The following is a 17,700-nucleotide window of genomic DNA, read 5'->3' on the forward strand; positions in this document are numbered from 1 at the left end:
GGGGTGTTGCTAATGGGTATATTAAAATCTAAAAACAGAAATAACAATGATGAAGTATATGTATCGTTGACAGAAATATCGTTTAAAAAATTTATGAGGAATAAATTAGCTGTTATAGGATTAGTTGCAATAGTTATTTTAGCAATTTTATCTATAGCAGCACCGTTACTTACAGATTATACAGTTAGCCAGACAGACCTTACTATGATAAGTATGGCTCCAAATTCTGAACATGTTTTAGGAACAGATGAACTTGGTAGAGATGTTCTTACTAGACTTTTATATGGAGGAAGAGTTTCTATATTGGTTGGTTTAGCATCAATGACGCTACAGCTTCTAATAGGTGTTATTATGGGGGCGATTGCAGGATATTTTGGTGGAATTGTAGATCGGATTATAATGAGAATTATAGATGTTATAATGTGTTTCCCATTCTTTGTAATAGCGGTATCTGCAGCAGCTGTTCTAGGACCTGGTATGAAAAATCTTATATTAATTATAGGTCTTCTTATGTGGCCTAATATAGCAAGAATTGTTAGAGCTGAGATATTATCTATAAAAGAAAATGATTATATAATGGCTGCAAAAGCTATGGGTTTATCTTCTTTTGAGATAATCAAAAGCCATATATTACCTAATATAATGTCTCCAGTTTTAGTTGCAGCTACACTAGCGATAGCAAACGGAATATTAACAGAGGCATCTCTTAGCTTTCTAGGTATAGGTGTAAGATTACCACAACCAAGCTGGGGGAATATGCTAATTGCAGCTCAAAATATAGGCACACTTCAGAGAGAATGGTGGTTATGGTTACCAGCAGGAGGTCTTATAATATTAATGGTACTATCTATAAACTTTGTTGGAGATGGACTTAGAGATGCTCTTGATCCAAAAATAAAAATGTAGGAGGAAATAATATGAGTATATTAGAAGTAAAAAATCTTAAAGTTTCCTTCGATTCTGTAATGGGAAAGGTTAATGCTGTTAAAGGAGTTAGCTTTTCCGTAAATGAAGGGGAAATACTTGGAATAGTAGGTGAGTCAGGTAGTGGTAAAAGTGTTAGCTCACTTGCTATAATGGGACTTATTGATGATAGAACTGGTAGTATAGATTCTGGGGAGATAATATTTGATGGAAAGAATCTATTAGAATTAAGTGAAAAGGAACTATGTAAGTTTAGAGGTGATAGAATATCAATGATATTCCAGGAACCAATGACATCTCTAAACCCAGTTGTAACAGTTTTTAAACAGCTTAAAGAGGTTTATAAAATACATATGCCTGAAAAAGTAAAAGATTGTCGAGAAGAGCTTGTAGAGTTATTATCTAGATTAAATATACCAGATGCAGAAAAAATTCTAGATAAATATCCATTTGAGCTGAGTGGAGGTTTAAAGCAGAGAATAATGATTGCTATGGGGATGATATGCAAACCCGATATTATTATAGCTGATGAGCCCACGACTGCGCTTGATGTTACTACTCAAGCAGAAATATTAGATTTATTAAAAGAGATAAAAGAAGAAAATAATAGTGGAATAATTTTGATAACACATGATTTAGGTGTAATAGCTGAAATGGCACAAAGAGTAGCTGTTATGTATTTTGGAAATGTTGTTGAAGAGTGTAGTGTTTTAGAATTCTTTGACAATGCTAAGCATCCATATTCAGTAGATTTACTAGCAGCTATGCCAGATAATTTTGATGGAAGATTTAGGTCAATAGAGGGGAATGTCCCTAATTTATATGAAAAAGTAGAGGGATGTCCATATTACAAAAGATGTAAAATTGCATCTGAAGAGTGTCTAAAAAAAGAACCAGAAATGGTAGAAATAAACAAAGGACATAAAGTTAAATGTCTAAAAGCTAAAGATTTAGTAAGGGAGGAAGTTAAAAATGGATAATAATAAAATTATATTTGAAATTTCTGACCTAAAAAAATACTATCCAATAAGAAAAGGAGCTTTTGGTAAGGCTAAAGAGTTTGTTAAATCTGTAGCTGGAATTAGCCTTTCAATAAAAGAAAAAAGTATAGTTGGTATTGTTGGAGAATCAGGTTGTGGTAAATCTACAATGGGAAAAACTATATTAAATTTAATTGAACCAACAGGTGGAAGAGTAGTATACGATGGAAAAGTTATTTTTGATGTAGAAAAAGGTGAAAAATTGTCTGCTTCTGAAATGAGTAAAATGAGAAGTGAAATACAGATGATTTTCCAAGATCCATATGCTAGCTTAGATCCTAGAAAAAGTGTTGAAAGTATAGTATCAGAAGGAATAAAAAAACATAATATAGCAACAGGAAAGGAAGTAAAGGAAAAGACAGAGGAAATATTAGCACTTTGTGGTATGGACAAAACTAGTATGTTTAGATATCCTCATGAATTTAGTGGAGGTCAAAGACAGAGAATTGGGATAGCAAGAGCTCTTGCTATGAATCCTAAGTTTATAGTTGCAGATGAACCAACAGCTGCACTAGATGTTTCTATACAGTCTCAGATTTTAAATCTTATGTTAGATTTAAAAGAAAAATTTGGTCTTACTTATGTTTTTATATCTCATAACTTCAGTGTTGTCAAATCATTTTGTGATGAGATAGCGGTTATGTATTTAGGGAAAATAGTAGAGTATGGAAAGGCATCTGAACTATATAATAATCCTAAACATCCTTATACTCAGGCACTTATATCTTCAGTACCAATAAATCATCCTAATGATAAAAAGAAGAGAATTATCTTGGAAGGAAGTATGCCTAGTGCGGTAAATGTGCCGAATGGTTGTAGATTCCACACTAGATGCCCTTATAAAACAGAAAAATGTATGACTGAAGAGCCAAAGTGGAAAACTCTACAAAATGGGACACAGGTTGTATGTCATCTATATGAAAAATAAAATGAATATAGGTCAGAAATTATATAAAAATAATTAGATTGTATTTTAAAAACAAAATAATTTTCGATTAAAAGGGAGTATTTCAAAAAAATATTCCCTTTTTTATTGTTACTCATAAATGGCTTAAATAGTGTAAATTTAGGGATAAAGAGTAAACCTAAATATTTGATAACGGTACTAATAGTATAGCACATTTCAAATAGTAAACACCTAAGATGTATTTATAATATAAAGCAAAAGAAAATTCAAATTTAATGATAATTTAACGACTTTTTGTGATATAATAACACAAAATGGACTTTTAAGAAAAAGGACATTTTAATTTTTTAAAACTTGTGGGATAAAATTTAAATATAGGGACGGAAAACGTCCTCAAGAAAATTTAGATAGAATAGAAAAAAAGTCTTAGGAGGTATGACTAATGAAAACAATAGGTATTTTAACAAGTGGTGGAGATGCTCCAGGAATGAATGCTGCAATAAGAGCAGTTGTAAGATCTGGTATATACTACGGATGTAAAGTATACGGAATAAACAGAGGTTATAAAGGTCTTTTAGAAGAAGATTTAACAGAAATGAACCTTTCTTCAGTTGGTGACATAATCCACAGAGGTGGTACAATATTAAAATCTTCAAGATGTGAAGAATTCAAAACAGAAGAAGGTAGAAAATTAGGGGTAAAAGTACTTAAAAAATATGGAATAGATTGCCTAGTTGTTATAGGTGGAGATGGATCTTTCAACGGAGCTAAAAAATTAAGCGAAATGGGATTCCCAGCTATAGGTATACCAGGAACAATAGATAACGACTTAGAATACACAGATTACACAATAGGATTTGATACAGCTAGGAATACTGTAATAGATGCTATAGGTAAAATAAGAGATACTTCTTCTTCTCATGAAAGAGTAAACATAGTTGAAGTAATGGGTAGAAACTGTGGAGACTTAGCTTTATACGCAGGTATAGCAGGGGGAGCTGAAACAATAATAGTTCCAGAAGTAGACGTAAAATTAGACGAAATAGCTTTAAGATTAAAAACAACTCAGAAAAGAGGAAAAAGACACAGTATAATAGTTATGGCTGAAGGTGTTGAAAAAGTTGGTAGTGCAGCAGACCTTAAAAAAGTTTTAACTGAACAGGCAGGAGCAGACGTTAGAGTAACTGTTTTAGGACATGTTCAGAGAGGTGGTAGCCCAACTGCATTTGATAGAATACTAGCAAGTAGATTCGGATACAGAGCTGTTGAATTATTATTAGAAGGAAAATCTTCAAGAGTTGTTGGTATAAAAGATAATAAAATAATAGACTTAGATATACAGGAAGCTTTAGCTATGCCAAAAACATTCAATAGAGAATTATACGAAATGGCAAAAGTACTTTCTATATAATAAATATAAAATTTGAAATAAGAGGAATAGGATAGATTAAAAAAGATAATATCAGTTATATTTGTAACAGATAATACATATATATACGGTGGATTACATCTTACGGTGCAAAATTTATCCATCTATATCAGGAGGAAATATGTTAAACGATATAAAAAGAACAAAAATAGTTTGTACACTAGGACCAGCATCACAGAGTGAAGAAGTTTTAAAAGAGTTAATGCTTAATGGATTAAATGTATGTAGATTCAACTTCTCTCATGGTTCTCATGAAGAACACAAAGGAAGAATAGATATGGTTAAAAAAGTTAGAGAAGAACTAAACAAACCAATAGCTATACTTCTTGATACAAAAGGACCAGAAATAAGAACTGGTAACTTTGCAGACCCAGAAGTTCTTCTTGAAGAAGGATCTGAATTCACAATAACAATGGACGAAGTAGTTGGTACAAAAGAAATATGTACAGTAAGCTACAAAGGATTAGCAGATGACGTTAAAGAAGGCGACACTATATTAATAGACGATGGTCTAGTTGGACTTAGAGTTAAATCTGTTGAAAATGGAAACATAAAATGTATAGTAGAAAACTCTGGAATAGTTAAAAACCACAAAGGTGTTAACGTACCAGGAGTTAAAATAAACTTACCAGCTATAACACCAAAAGATATAAGCGATATAGAATTTGGTATAAAAGAAGGTATAGACATGATAGCTGCATCATTCGTTAGAAAAGCTTCTGACGTATTAGCTATAAGAGAAATACTTGAAAAAAATAACGCTGGAGATGTTTTAATACTTTCTAAAATAGAAAACCAGGAAGGTGTTGAAAACATAGATGAAATACTACAGGTTTCAGACGGTATAATGGTTGCAAGAGGTGACCTTGGGGTTGAAATACCAACTGAAGAAATACCTATAGTTCAGAAAATGATAATCAAAAAATGTAATGAATTAGCTAAGCCAGTCATAACAGCTACTCAGATGCTTGATTCTATGATAAGAAACCCAAGACCTACAAGAGCAGAAGTTACAGACGTTGCAAATGCTATATACGATGGTACAGATGCAATAATGCTTTCTGGAGAAACTGCTGCAGGTAAATACCCAGTAGAAGCTGTTAAAGTAATGGCTAGTATAGCTAAGAGAATAGAACAGACTTTAGATTACGATAGAATGTTAAAAGAAAAAGGTTCTAAAAATGTTACTGTTACAGATGCAATAAGTCACGCTACTTGTACTACTGCAGTTGACCTAAATGCTTCAGCAATAATAACATCTACTTCTTCAGGATATACAGCAAAAATGGTATCTAAATTCAGACCACAGGCTCCAATCATAGCAGCTACAAGCAATGAAGCAGTTATGAGAAGACTTGCATTAACTTGGGGAGTATACCCAATAAAATCTGCTTTAGCAGGAAATACAGATGAAGTTATAGAAAAATCTATAGAAGCATCAATAGAATCTGGATACGTTAAAAACGGAGAATTAGTTGTAATAACAGCTGGTGTTCCTGTTGGTGTAAGCGGAACTACTAACTTAATAAAAGTTCACGTTATAAGTGAAGTACTTGGAAACGGTGTTGGTATAGGAAATGGTACTGTTGAAGGTAGAGTTAGAATAGCAGATGCTAACGGAGAAATAAAAGACTTCAAAAAAGGCGATATAATAGTTGCTAAAACAACTGATAAAGATATGAACTGCTACATAGAAGAAGCAGCAGCTATAGTTACAGAATTCGGTGGAATGACTTCTCACGCAGCTATAGTAGGATTAAACCTTAATACTCCAGTTGTTGTATCAGTAGCTGGTATAACTAAAACTGTTAAAGATGGAGATATAGTAACAGTAGACGCTAAAGCTGGTATAATATACAAAGGATCTTCAAGAGTTTTATAAGAATTTAATAGAATTTGAACGTATAAAAAATGGGTTACTGTAAAATCAGTAGCCCATTTTTATTTATTTTTATTTAAGTGTATCGTGTGGAATATCAAAGTAATTAGCAACAAAGTAGATGAACGTTTTTGCTGCTGGAGATAGGTCTTTAAATTTTTTCATAGATATACCTATCGTTCTAAAATAATTTGGCTCTAGCGGTAAATACTGCAGTCTATTTTTTTCTCTTTCTATAGCAAGCTCAGGCAGTATACCAACTCCTAAGCCGTTTTCTACCATTGATATGATAGAATAGTCATTTTGCGATGAAAATCTAAAAATAGGCTTTATATTTTCTTTTTTTAATATCTCAAATATACTATTGTCATAAGAAAGATCGGGAAGTATGAAATCTTCGCCATTAAAATCTAATATTGTAAAACTATTTGTGTTTTCTATATTATATGATTTTGGAAATATTGCAACGTATTTATCTTCTAGGATTGGCAAAAATTCCAAATTTCTATTGATATCTATATTGTCTAAAGAGGAAAAGGCAAAGTCTACTTTAGATTCCAAAACCCAATTATACAACTCGCTAATTCCGCCTTCTTTTAGGTTGATTGTTATGTTTGGGTGCTCTAAGTTAAATTTATTTATAATATCAGGTAGCAAGTTTACTGAAATACTTGAAAGAGTACCTATATTTAACGAACCAACTTCTAGTCCTTTGATATTATATATAAACTGTTCTAGCTTTTCATTTTCAGACATAAGAGCCCTAACTTTTTGAAGAAAATCTCTCCCAATAGGTGTCAGATGAACGCCGTATCTATCTCTAATGAATAATTGAAGTCCTAGCTCCTTTTCAAGCCTCTTCATGGAATGACTTACACCAGACTGTGTATACCCAAGTAGCTCAGCTGTATATGAAATGTTATTTGTTTCTGCAACAGTAACAAATATTTTATAAGTATTTATATCCATTAAGTATCCCTCCTGATATTAATTTTTGTCATAACTATAATGAGAAAATGTCGCTTTTAATATATCAATTAAAAAAGTATACTATATGTGTAGTAGAAATTCAACCGAATAACACCAAATAAACAGCTTTTCACTGGGTATTCTGGGATTAAGCCCATGAAAGGTAAAAGTAAAAAGTAATTATGCATAAAATCAACAACTGAGCTGGTTGATAATATGCCTATCTGTATGGAGTTATATGTTATAACGCCCCAAAATAAGTCTTATAAAATAAAAAGTGCTGTTACATGCGAGCTTGGTAACTCTCTTGTAACAGCACTTTTTCTATATAATATTATTAATTACATGTTTTTAACTGCAGCAGTAAGTCCAGGAACTAACTGTTTCTTTCTTGAAACGCATCCTTCAACGAATACTCCCTGAGCTCCTTCTACGTTAAATGCTTCAGATATAACAGCATCTGGAGCTTTGTATATTAGGTAAGAACCTTCTTTGATTATATCAGTAACTGCAAGAACTAATAAATCAAAATCAGTAGAGTTTATGTAGTCAAGGAACTGATCCTGTTTAGCGAATATAGAGTCTATATCAAGAGTGAATACCTGACCTATACCAACTGATTTACCACTCATATCAAATTTTTTGAAGTCCATGTTTACTATTTCTTCTATTGAGTATTCATCAAGAGAAGTTCCGTATTTGAACATGTCCATTCCGTATTTTTCCATGTCAACACCAGCTATTTTAGCTAGGTCTTCACAAGCCTGTTTGTCTAATTCAGTAGTTGTAGGTGATTTGAATATTAATGTATCAGAAAGTATAGCTGATAGAAGAAGTCCTGCTATTTCAGTAGGTATTTCTACGTTGTTTTCTTTGTACATGTTGTATATTATTGTACAAGTACATCCAACTGGCATTAATCTTACTGATAGAGGAAGGTCTGTTTTCATTCCACCTAGTTTGTGATGGTCAACTATTTCAAGAAGATTAGCTGATTCAAGTCCATCTGCACTCTGTCCGTATTCATTGTGGTCAACTAATATAACGTCTTTTTTAGGTAATTTAGCTAAATCAGCAGCTGATAATAAACCAACTACTTTTTCTTCAGCATTTACAACTGGGTAAAGACATTTTTCGCAAAGATCAAGGTCTTCTGCATAAGCACATTCACATACTGCACAATCACAAGATTCAACTAATGATTCTATGCAAGCACAGTGGTTTATTGTGTTTGAAGTTTTGTAGTTGTTTGCAGCAACAGTAACTACTGAAACACCATTTCTTTCTGCTTTAGCTTTTAATTCATCAGATATTTCTGTGTTAGAAGTAAGTATTATTAAAGCAGCTTTGTTGTCTATAGCGTATTCTATAGCTTCAAATCTATTTCCAACTATAACTATATCTCCTGATTCAAGAGTTTCCATTACTGTTTCCATATCAAATGAAAGAGTGAATACTCTACCACTTATTTTTTCTGAACAATTAACTACTACAGAACCATCAAGGTTTTTGCATATGTTAGTTATTGTAGTGTCTATTGTTTTGAAGTGCTGATGAAGTAATTCTTCAGCTATTTTCTTTAATGATACGCATCCAGCGAATTTTCCTTCTTCATCTGCAACTGGAACAGCTTCAACACCTTTGTTATTCATTAGGTTGTAAGCTTCTAATAATGAAGAAGAAACATTTAATATGTTTTCTGTATCTAGGCAAAGGTCTTTAACCTGAGCTTTAACTCCATCTATTAATTTAGGAGCGTCTACTTTGAAGTAGTTAAGAGCGTATTCTGCTTCCTTTCTAACTTCTCCTAGTGCACAAGCTACTGCATCCTGTCCTAAAGCTCTTTTTAAATTTGCATAAGCTATAGAAGAGCAGATTGAATCTGTATCTGGGTTTTTATGCCCGAAAACTAATATACTCATCGGTATAATTCTCCTTTCGATTTTGGTAATTTGAATTTGTGAATTTCATAAATTTATTATAACATATTAGCTCGAATTCTTTATCATTCTTAAAGAAAATATGATGGTAAAAATTGAAAAATCTAGATTTTTTGTGACTTTTTATTAACATATGCTATAAAAATATTTTTTAAAATTGAAAAATTTACTAAAAATTTGATGTCAATAAAAATATAAGCTGCAATTCTTTTTGAAAATATACTTAGATTAAAATTAAAAATAATTACAATAAAAAATACAATTATAGAAAATTATTTAAAAGTTAATTATTGATAAAAATAAGATTTCACAAGTGGATATTATTAAATTATTGGAAAGTGATAAGGAAAAAACAAACTTAAAGATTATTTAAAATATTCAAAAAAATAATAATTGACAATATAATCTATAGAATATAGAATGAAGTTGTGAAAAATAATTTAAAAATTTATTAGAAAAAATAATCGATTATTTAGAGAAATTCAGAGCAAAGAAAATAATTCTAATAAGTAAAAAGCAGGAAATATAGATTAGACTATATTGGGAAAGAAGATGTCTTATAAAATGTAAAAATTTTTGAGAATTTTTGTTTGAAAGGGAAAACGATTAACATCTTGCAAAATACAGAAATGTCTAAAATAAGGAAAAACTTCGCAAAAAAGAATGATAAAAAAATATCAAGAAAAGTGTTGACTTATATCTAAAATAGGACTATTATATACTCATCGAAAGAAACAAAAAAAGATTAAAGCCTTGATAAATCAAAGGTTTATAGAAAAAATCTATAATTTAAATTTTTGTTAAAAAGTAGATAAAATTTAACAACGAAAACATTGATTTTAACAAAATAAATATCAAACGGAGGAAAAAAACAGATGACTAAGGAAGCTAAAAAAGTTGAAGAAAAAGTAGTAAGCCCAGAAATTGTAAAAGACAAAGAAACTTTTGAATTAAGACTTGCAGAAGTAAGAGCAGCTCAGAAAGAGTTAGCTAAACTTAATCAGGAACAGGTAGACAAAATATTCTTGGCAGCAGCAACAGCAGCTAACCAGGCTAGAATACCTCTAGCAAAAATGGCACATGAAGAAACTGGAATGGGTGTTGTTGAAGATAAGGTTATAAAAAACCACTTTGCATCTGAATATATATACAACGCATATAAAAACGACAAAACTTGTGGAGTTATAGAAAATGACGAAGCATTTGGATTTAAGAAAATAGCAGAACCAATAGGTGTTTTAGGAGCAGTTATACCAACAACTAACCCAACATCAACAGCTATATTCAAAATATTAATATCATTAAAAACAAGAAATGCTATAATGATATCTCCTCATCCAAGAGCTAAAAAATGTACAATAGAAGCAGCTAAAATAGTTCACGAAGCAGCTATAAAAGCAGGTGCTCCAAGAGGATGTGTAGCTTGGATAGATGAACCATCATTAGAATTAACTAACTTATTAATGGCTGAAGCTGATACAATATTAGCAACAGGTGGACCTGGAATGGTTAAATCAGCTTATTCTTCAGGAAAACCAGCTATAGGTGTTGGTGCAGGTAACGTTCCAGCAATATTAGATGAAAGCTGTGACGTAAAAATGGCTGTAAGTTCAATAATAATGTCTAAATCATTTGATAATGGTATGATATGTGCATCTGAACAGTCAGTAATAGTACCAGAAAAATTATACGATGAAGTTAAAAAAGAATTCATACATAGAGGAGCTTATGTTCTAAACGCAGATGAAGCAGATAAAGTAAGAAAAATAATACTTAATGAAGCTGGTGCAGTAAATGCTAAAATAGTTGGACAGAGACCATGCACAATAGGTAAAATGGCTGGAATAAATGTACCAGAATCAGCAAGAATAATGATAGCAGAAGTTGATGAAGTAGAATTCGTTGAACCATTCGCTCACGAAAAACTATCTCCAATCCTAGCTATGTACAAATATAAAACATTTGATGAAGCTGTTTACAAAGCAGAAAGATTAGTTGAACAGGGTGGATACGGACATTCTTCAGCATTATATGTTGATACTATAAAACATCCAGAAAAAGTTGATCAGTTCACTAATGCATTAAAAACTTGTAGATTAATAATAAACTCTCCATCATCTCACGGTGGTATAGGTGATTTATACAACTTCAAATTAAAACCATCTCTAACTTTAGGTTGTGGATCTTGGGGTGGAAACGCAGTTTCTGAAAACGTAGGAATAAAACACTTAATCAATATCAAGACTGTAGCTGAAAGGAGAGAAAATATGCTTTGGTTTAGAGCTCCAGAAAAAGTTTACTTCAAAAAAGGTTGTATGGGAGTAGCTATGAGAGAATTCAAAGAAGTAATGAATAAGAAAAGAGCTTTCATAGTAACAGACTCATTCCTATATAAAAATGGATATACAAAAACAATAACAGATTTACTAGACGAAATGGGAATAGTAACAACTACATTCTACAACGTTGCTCCAGACCCAACACTAGCTTGTGCTAAAGAAGGTGCAGAAGCAATGAGAGCATTTGAACCAGACCTAATAATAGCAGTAGGTGGAGGTTCAGCAATGGATGCTGGTAAGATAATGTGGGTATTATATGAACATCCAGAAGTAGATTTCCAGGATTTAGCAATGAGATTCATGGATATAAGAAAAAGAGTTTATACATTCCCTAAAATGGGAGAAAAAGCTTACTTCTGTGCAGTACCAACATCATCAGGTACAGGTTCTGAAGTTACTCCATTCGCAGTTATAACAGACCAGGATACAGGTATAAAATATCCTCTAGCTGACTACGAATTAATGCCAAACATGGCTATAATAGATGCTGACTACATGATGCAGATGCCAAAAGGATTAACAGCTGCTTCAGGAATAGATGCTTTAACTCACGCATTAGAAGCTTATGTATCAATGTTAAGAACAGAACCAGCAGATGGTATGGCATTACAGGCTGGTAAAGCAATATTCAACTACCTACCAAGAGCTTACAATGATGGACCACACGATCCAGAAGCAAGAGAAAAAATGGCTTTAGCTTCAACAATGGCAGGTATGGCATTCGCAAATGCATTCTTAGGTGTTTGCCACTCTATGGCACATAAATTAGGAGCATTCCACCACATACCACATGGTATAGCAAATGCATTATTAATATGTGAAGTAATAAAATACAACTGCTGTGAAGCTCCAGCTAAAATGGGTACTTTCCCTCAGTACAAATACCCTGATACAATACAGAGATATGCAGAATTTGCATCATTCTGTGGAATAACAGGAAAAGATGATAAAGAAAAAGTAGCTAACTTAATAAAAGCAATAGAAGATTTAAAAGCTAGATTAAATATACCAAAAACTATAAAAGAATTTGGTGTAGATGAAGCTAAGTTCCTAGAAACTTTAGATGAAATGACTGAACAGGCATTTGATGACCAGTGTACAGGAGCTAACCCAAGATATCCATTAATGAGCGAAATAAAAGATATGTACTTAAAAGTATACTACGGAAAATAAGAGTAGCTCTGTGATGAGATAGATTTTAAAACCGATTTAAAATTAATAATTTTTACATAATACTAAAAACCAAAAGAAAAACATAATCCAATATATAGTCTAAGATAACCGAGAATAAAAAGAGCTATCGCATTAACACTTGAGAAGGTGTTTTGCGGTAGCTCTTTTTTTAGTTTATGTATTCTTTTTTTAGTAGCATTAGAGCTTTTCTTTCTATTCTAGATACTTGTACTTGGGATATACCTAAGATTTCACCTGTTTTTGCTTGGGTGAAGTCTTCAAAGTATCTCAGTTTCATGACCTTTTTTTCTAGGTCTGGCAGCTCGTCTATGATTTCATTTAGCTCTATTAGTTCTGTGTATGGAATGCTATCCTCTCTTATTATGTTGTTAGATAGATCTAGCTGTGTGTACTCGTTTTCTGCGTCGTATGTGTTGAAGTATTCAACTGGTGATAGTGCTATTAGAGCTGATTTTATTTTTTCTATTGGTATGTTTAGTTCTTTGGATATTAACTGCAGATCAGCTTCTTTACCTGTTTTTTTGAAGTATTGTGTTTTGTATTTTCTAACTTTCCAACCTATGCTTTTTAATTCTCTGGATATTTTAATTATTCCATCATCTCTTAAAAATCTTTTGATTTCACCCTCAATTAATGGAACTGCATAGCTAGAGAACATATTTCCTAGAGCAGGATCAAATCTTTCAATAGCTTTTACAAGCCCAATGCAGCCAAGTTGGTAAAGGTCGTCGCTATCTAGGCTGCTGAAAGAGAATTTTGCTACAGCTTTTTTCACTAGACCTATGTTTAGTTTTATCAGTTTGTTTTTTGATTTTAAATCACCTTTTTGAGCTAATGAGATTAAAGATAGAATCTCATCGTAGCTTATAACTTTATTATAGAATTTGCTTTTCTTAGAATTTATCATGTTTAGAAACTCCCTATTAAAAAATTTCTAAATGATGATCGTGCACAATTATCGATTTAGCTTATATATATATTCTAACAAAAAAAACTACAAAAATCTTTGTAGGAATTTGTCGAAATTTGTCGAAATTGCGCCTGAAACAGAAAATATTCTGAAAATAAGAAATTGTGAATATGAAAAAGAGAAGTGACCATAATAAAAATAGAATAACTTTTTAGTTGAGATTTGGAAGGGAGAGATGACATTGAAAGTTGGTATACCTAAAAAAATATCAATAAAATACAATGCGTATCTATTGGATGAAACAGATTCTACAATAACAATAGAAACATCCGAGGAAAGTATGGAACTCATACAAGATATACGTTTGGCTACTGGTAAAGAACCGATTATAGTAAAAGGTGATAAAGAAGAAATCAAAAGGAAGATAAGTGTAAGGTATGATTCTAAAATGGAAAATAACGATGACAGAGCTCAAAAGTTATTTAAAAATATAACAGAATTTGCAATACAGCAAAATATAAGCGATATCCATATAGAGCCTTTTGAAGAAGAATTTAGAATTAGGATGAGAAGAGACGGAAAGCTAGAACTTTATGAAAATATATCAATGGCTTTTTATCCAGAAGTAGTATCTTTTATCAAATTAAAATCAGGAATGGACATAGCTGAAAAGAGATTACCACAGGATGGAAGATTAGAAATATTAGATAAAGATAATAGTGTGGACGTAAGAGTTTCATCTGTACCAACTGTAAACGGTGAAAAAATAGTTATGAGGATTTTAAATAAGAAGATATTTATAGAAAATATCTCAAAACCAGATTTTACTGAAGATGAAATGAAACTTGTATCAGAGATTATATCTAAAAAATCGGGAATAATACTTGTATGCGGACCCACAGGAAGTGGAAAAACAACAACAGTATATTCAATTATTAAAAAACTTATGGACTTAGAGAGAAATATCACTACAATTGAAAATCCGATTGAATATAAGATAAAAGGTATAAATCAGATTCAAGTAAATGAAAAGGTAGGATTAACATTCGAAAAAGGGCTTAGATCAATACTTAGACAAGACCCGGATATAATAATGATAGGAGAAATAAGAGATACAGAAACAGCCGAAATAGCTGTCAGAGCTGCTATAACAGGACATTTAGTTATAAGTACAATTCATACCGAGGATGCTATATCAACAATAATAAGGTTGAATGATATGGGAATAAAAGCGTATTTAATAAAAGCATCTCTAATAGGTGTTATTTCTCAAAGACTAGTTAGAAAAAAATGTATTTGTTGTAAAAATATCCCTGGAATCGTTGAAAAATGCGAACTATGTAAGGGAAGAGGATATATTGGGAGAATGGCTATACATGAAATCATGGAAATAAATGAGGATATTAAAGAAACAATAAAGGATAATTTTGATAAAAATAAAATCAAAATTGTAGCTGATAAATCAGGTATGATTAGCTTTGAAAGTAGTATCAAAAAGCTTGTAGAAAATGGTGTATTAGATGAAAGAGAAGTACGGAACTTGGTTTAAAAGAATTAAATTTAAGGAAATAGATAATTTGGATTTATCTGCATTTAGTAAATTAAAAAAAGAAAAGAAAATAAAAAGTAAAGATCTTAGGGTTATGTGTAGTCAAATGTCAATACTTTTAGATTCTGGTGCAGGTATAGATAAAATACTTGAAGTAATATCAGAACAGCAAAAGAAAAAATTTAGAGATAACCTTTTATTGACTGTAAGGAATATAAAAAAGGGATACTCAATAGAAAATTCTTTTAGAAGTAGCGATTTATTTAGTGAATTCTTTTACAATATGATAAAATGTGGAGAAAATTCAGGCAGATTAAGCAACGTACTAAAAGATATGTCTAACTATTATGAAAGAGATTATAGAGTTAAATCCAAGCTAAAATCAATAATGATTTATCCTGCGATATTATTGATAATGATGATAGTTGCTTTAATTTTTATAATGTATGCAGTGATTCCAAATTTTGCATTAGTATTTGAGAGCAATAATATAAAACCACCTTTATTTAGTTATTTGGTGATAACAACAATGATGTTTTTTAAAGAGTATATAAATATTTTGATTCCTATAATTATTATAATAATTAGCCTATTGTACATAGCTATAAAAAGTAATGAGAATAATATAGAAAAGTTTGATAGGATAAAAAGTACATTTCCTATCTTGAAAAATTATTATTTAATGTCTGTAACAGCAGCTTTTTCGAGGAATATGTACCTTATGCTAAAAAGTGGAATACCGCTTGTAGAAGCTATAAAAATATCATCTGATATAACAGGAAATGTATATATTCAAAAGAAATTAGAAATATCTATTAGGTATATCAACAAAGGTAATAGTATCTCAAAATCCATAGATTTATCAGGAATTTTTCCTGAGATATTTATATCTATGCTCAAAAATGGTGAGGAAAGTGGAAATATAGAAAAAAGTTTCCAATATATAAACAACTTTTTTGAAAATGAGTTAGATATAATGACAGATCGAATTGTTAGATTAATAGAGCCAGCTATGACAATAATAATGGGGCTTGTTATAGGAGCATTGATAATTGCCATAGTTATGCCTATGTTTGACACAATAACAGCTATTTAAAAAGTTATTCTAAAGTAAAAAATCATGGCTAATTAGAAGTAATACTGTAATGTCCGGCGGTTGATTAAACCGCCGGATAAAAATTAGGGGGAATAAAATATGAAGTTTAATAATATTTTTAAATTAGATAAGAGAAAAAAAGAGATCAAAAAAAGACCAGGATTTACATTAGTCGAAATGATAATAGTTGTAACAATTCTTGGTATTTTAGCGAGTGTTGCAATAGTCAAATACGGTAAAGTAGAATCAAACGCCAAGAAAAATATAGATTATACAAATGCATCAAATATAGCCTCAGCAGCCATAATTGCTATGAGCGAGGGTATACCATCAAGCCAGATAACAGTTAATAATTTGGTTACTAAAGGATATTTAAACAGTGAACCAAAACCACAAAGTGTAGATGCAGAAGGTTTTGTTATAGAAACAAATGATGATGGTAAAAATATTACAATTAAGGCTGGAGAGAATGTGATGTATCCAAAGCCAGAAGTAAAAGGAGAGAATAGTTTAAAAGAATAAAATATAAATTTGTGCATTGGAGAAAATAAAATGATAGGTAGAAAAGAAGAGGTTCATTTAAATATATATCCGACAAAATATAGTTGTAAGATAATATTTTTTAAACAAGACAAGAATAAAATTGAAATATTGTCTGAAGTTGATAAAAAAATTTCGATGGATAATAGAGTATTTATAGAAAAAGGAGCTAGAGAGGAATATATAGATGAAATATCAAATTATATTTTAAATGAAGAATTGAAATATAGTAAATGCAAATCAATCTTCATAAATATACAAGAAAATGATATTATACTAAAAAATATAAAGATAGATTCTGATATAAAGCAAAAAGCAATAATTAAGGCTGTGGATATAGAAATTAAGGAATTTTGTAATAATTCCATAAATAATTATTGTATAGATTACAAAAAGGTGTATAATGATGGTGTTGATACAGAGGTACAAGTAGTATTATTTCCAAAGAAATACATAGATCTATTTTCTGAAATATGTGATCGAATAGGGATTGAAAAAAGAGCTATGCACACCAACTTCAACCTATTGGAAAGACTAATAAAAAAGAATGGGGTAAAAGTAATGAATAGTTTAGAATTTGGTGTAGTAGAGTTTAGAGAAAAAGACTTAGTAATAAGCATATTTTCAGATGGAGTAATAAAAAGCAGCTACGTCATAAAAAAAGACGAATTCACTCAAGAAATAGGGGAAAGTATATTTGGAAACTGTGAATCAATATTAACCTTAGGTGACAAAGGTATCGAGGATATAAAATTAGTCCAAGAATTCTCTAAAATTATGGACATAGACTTCGAAAATGATATTGAATACACAAAAAACTACAAAAGAGTATCTTCTAAAGAATACTTCAACATAACAGCCAAAAGAATAAATTAAGACCAGCTATTAAAAGTCAATAGCTGTAATAAAAAAATAATAATATTTTAAATTAAAAATAAAAATTTGCATCACAAAAAAGCCTAACGGCTAGTTAAAATTTAAAAC

Annotated in this window: 13 protein-coding genes; 10 read left to right on the forward strand and 3 right to left on the reverse strand. The window is 30.9% G+C overall.

The features are described from left to right. Nucleotides 1-12: 12 nt before the first annotated feature. From opp4C to pyk, 5 genes are all read left to right on the forward strand, one after another. The gene (gene opp4C / locus ACK2WN_RS05680; RefSeq protein WP_331683464.1) at nt 13-906 is read left to right on the forward strand and encodes an oligopeptide ABC transporter permease; all 894 of its coding nucleotides are present in this window, start codon (nt 13-15) and stop codon (nt 904-906) included. A gap of 11 nt (nt 907-917) precedes the next feature. Continuing rightward, a complete protein-coding gene (locus ACK2WN_RS05685; RefSeq protein WP_329998713.1) occupies nt 918-1,904 on the forward strand; it encodes an ABC transporter ATP-binding protein in 987 nt (328 codons plus the stop codon). After that, nucleotides 1,897-2,892 (forward strand): ABC transporter ATP-binding protein, encoded by a 996-nt coding sequence (locus ACK2WN_RS05690; protein WP_416155047.1) that lies wholly within the window; start codon nt 1,897-1,899, stop codon nt 2,890-2,892. Before ACK2WN_RS05685 ends, ACK2WN_RS05690 begins: the two co-directional genes overlap by 8 nt. Nucleotides 2,893-3,313: 421 nt before the next feature. Continuing rightward, nucleotides 3,314-4,282 (forward strand): 6-phosphofructokinase, encoded by a 969-nt coding sequence (gene pfkA / locus ACK2WN_RS05695; protein ID WP_300528463.1) that lies wholly within the window; start codon nt 3,314-3,316, stop codon nt 4,280-4,282. Between the two features lie 139 nt (nt 4,283-4,421). Beyond that, nucleotides 4,422-6,182 carry a pyruvate kinase gene (gene pyk, locus ACK2WN_RS05700; RefSeq protein ID WP_300528461.1) on the forward strand — a complete coding sequence of 587 codons (1,761 nt, stop codon included), beginning with the start codon at nt 4,422-4,424 and terminating at the stop codon, nt 6,180-6,182. A gap of 69 nt (nt 6,183-6,251) precedes the next feature. On the opposite strand, the gene ACK2WN_RS05705 is transcribed toward pyk, so the two are convergent. Further along, nucleotides 6,252-7,148 carry a LysR family transcriptional regulator gene (locus ACK2WN_RS05705; protein WP_329998709.1) on the reverse strand — a complete coding sequence of 299 codons (897 nt, stop codon included), beginning with the start codon at nt 7,146-7,148 and terminating at the stop codon, nt 6,252-6,254. 341 nt (nt 7,149-7,489) lie between these two features. Next, entirely contained in the window at nt 7,490-9,070 is a 1,581-nt protein-coding gene (locus ACK2WN_RS05710) for a putative manganese-dependent inorganic diphosphatase (protein ID WP_300528456.1), read from the reverse strand. Nucleotides 9,071-9,963: 893 nt separating this feature from the next. Here ACK2WN_RS05710 and adhE point away from each other — a divergent pair. Further along, nucleotides 9,964-12,600, forward strand: a complete 2,637-nt coding sequence (gene adhE / locus ACK2WN_RS05715; protein WP_300528453.1) for a bifunctional acetaldehyde-CoA/alcohol dehydrogenase — start codon at nt 9,964-9,966, stop codon at nt 12,598-12,600. Between the two features lie 169 nt (nt 12,601-12,769). Here adhE and ACK2WN_RS05720 read toward each other — a convergent pair whose 3' ends face one another. Then, nucleotides 12,770-13,528 (reverse strand): sigma-70 family RNA polymerase sigma factor, encoded by a 759-nt coding sequence (locus ACK2WN_RS05720; RefSeq protein WP_329998705.1) that lies wholly within the window; start codon nt 13,526-13,528, stop codon nt 12,770-12,772. A 238-nt stretch (nt 13,529-13,766) separates the two neighbouring features. Here ACK2WN_RS05720 and ACK2WN_RS05725 point away from each other — a divergent pair, with 238 nt between their 5' ends. The 4 genes from ACK2WN_RS05725 (at nt 13,767) to ACK2WN_RS05740 (ending at nt 17,592) form a co-directional block, all read left to right on the forward strand. Beyond that, complete coding sequence (locus ACK2WN_RS05725) at nt 13,767-15,080, forward strand: GspE/PulE family protein (RefSeq protein WP_416155048.1); 1,314 nt, start codon at nt 13,767-13,769, stop codon at nt 15,078-15,080. Then, complete coding sequence (locus tag ACK2WN_RS05730; RefSeq protein ID WP_416155049.1) at nt 15,052-16,176, forward strand: type II secretion system F family protein; 1,125 nt, start codon at nt 15,052-15,054, stop codon at nt 16,174-16,176. The genes ACK2WN_RS05725 and ACK2WN_RS05730 overlap by 29 nt, the downstream gene beginning before the upstream one ends. A gap of 99 nt (nt 16,177-16,275) precedes the next feature. Continuing rightward, the gene (locus ACK2WN_RS05735; RefSeq protein ID WP_416155050.1) at nt 16,276-16,698 is read left to right on the forward strand and encodes a type II secretion system protein; all 423 of its coding nucleotides are present in this window, start codon (nt 16,276-16,278) and stop codon (nt 16,696-16,698) included. 30 nt (nt 16,699-16,728) lie between these two features. Continuing rightward, the gene (locus ACK2WN_RS05740) at nt 16,729-17,592 is read left to right on the forward strand and encodes a hypothetical protein (RefSeq protein WP_416155051.1); all 864 of its coding nucleotides are present in this window, start codon (nt 16,729-16,731) and stop codon (nt 17,590-17,592) included. The last annotated feature ends 108 nt before the right edge of the window (nt 17,593-17,700 follow it).

Origin of the sequence: Peptacetobacter sp. AB800 (assembly GCF_047807365.1) — a bacterium.
Taxonomy (GTDB): domain Bacteria; phylum Bacillota; class Clostridia; order Peptostreptococcales; family Peptostreptococcaceae; genus Peptacetobacter.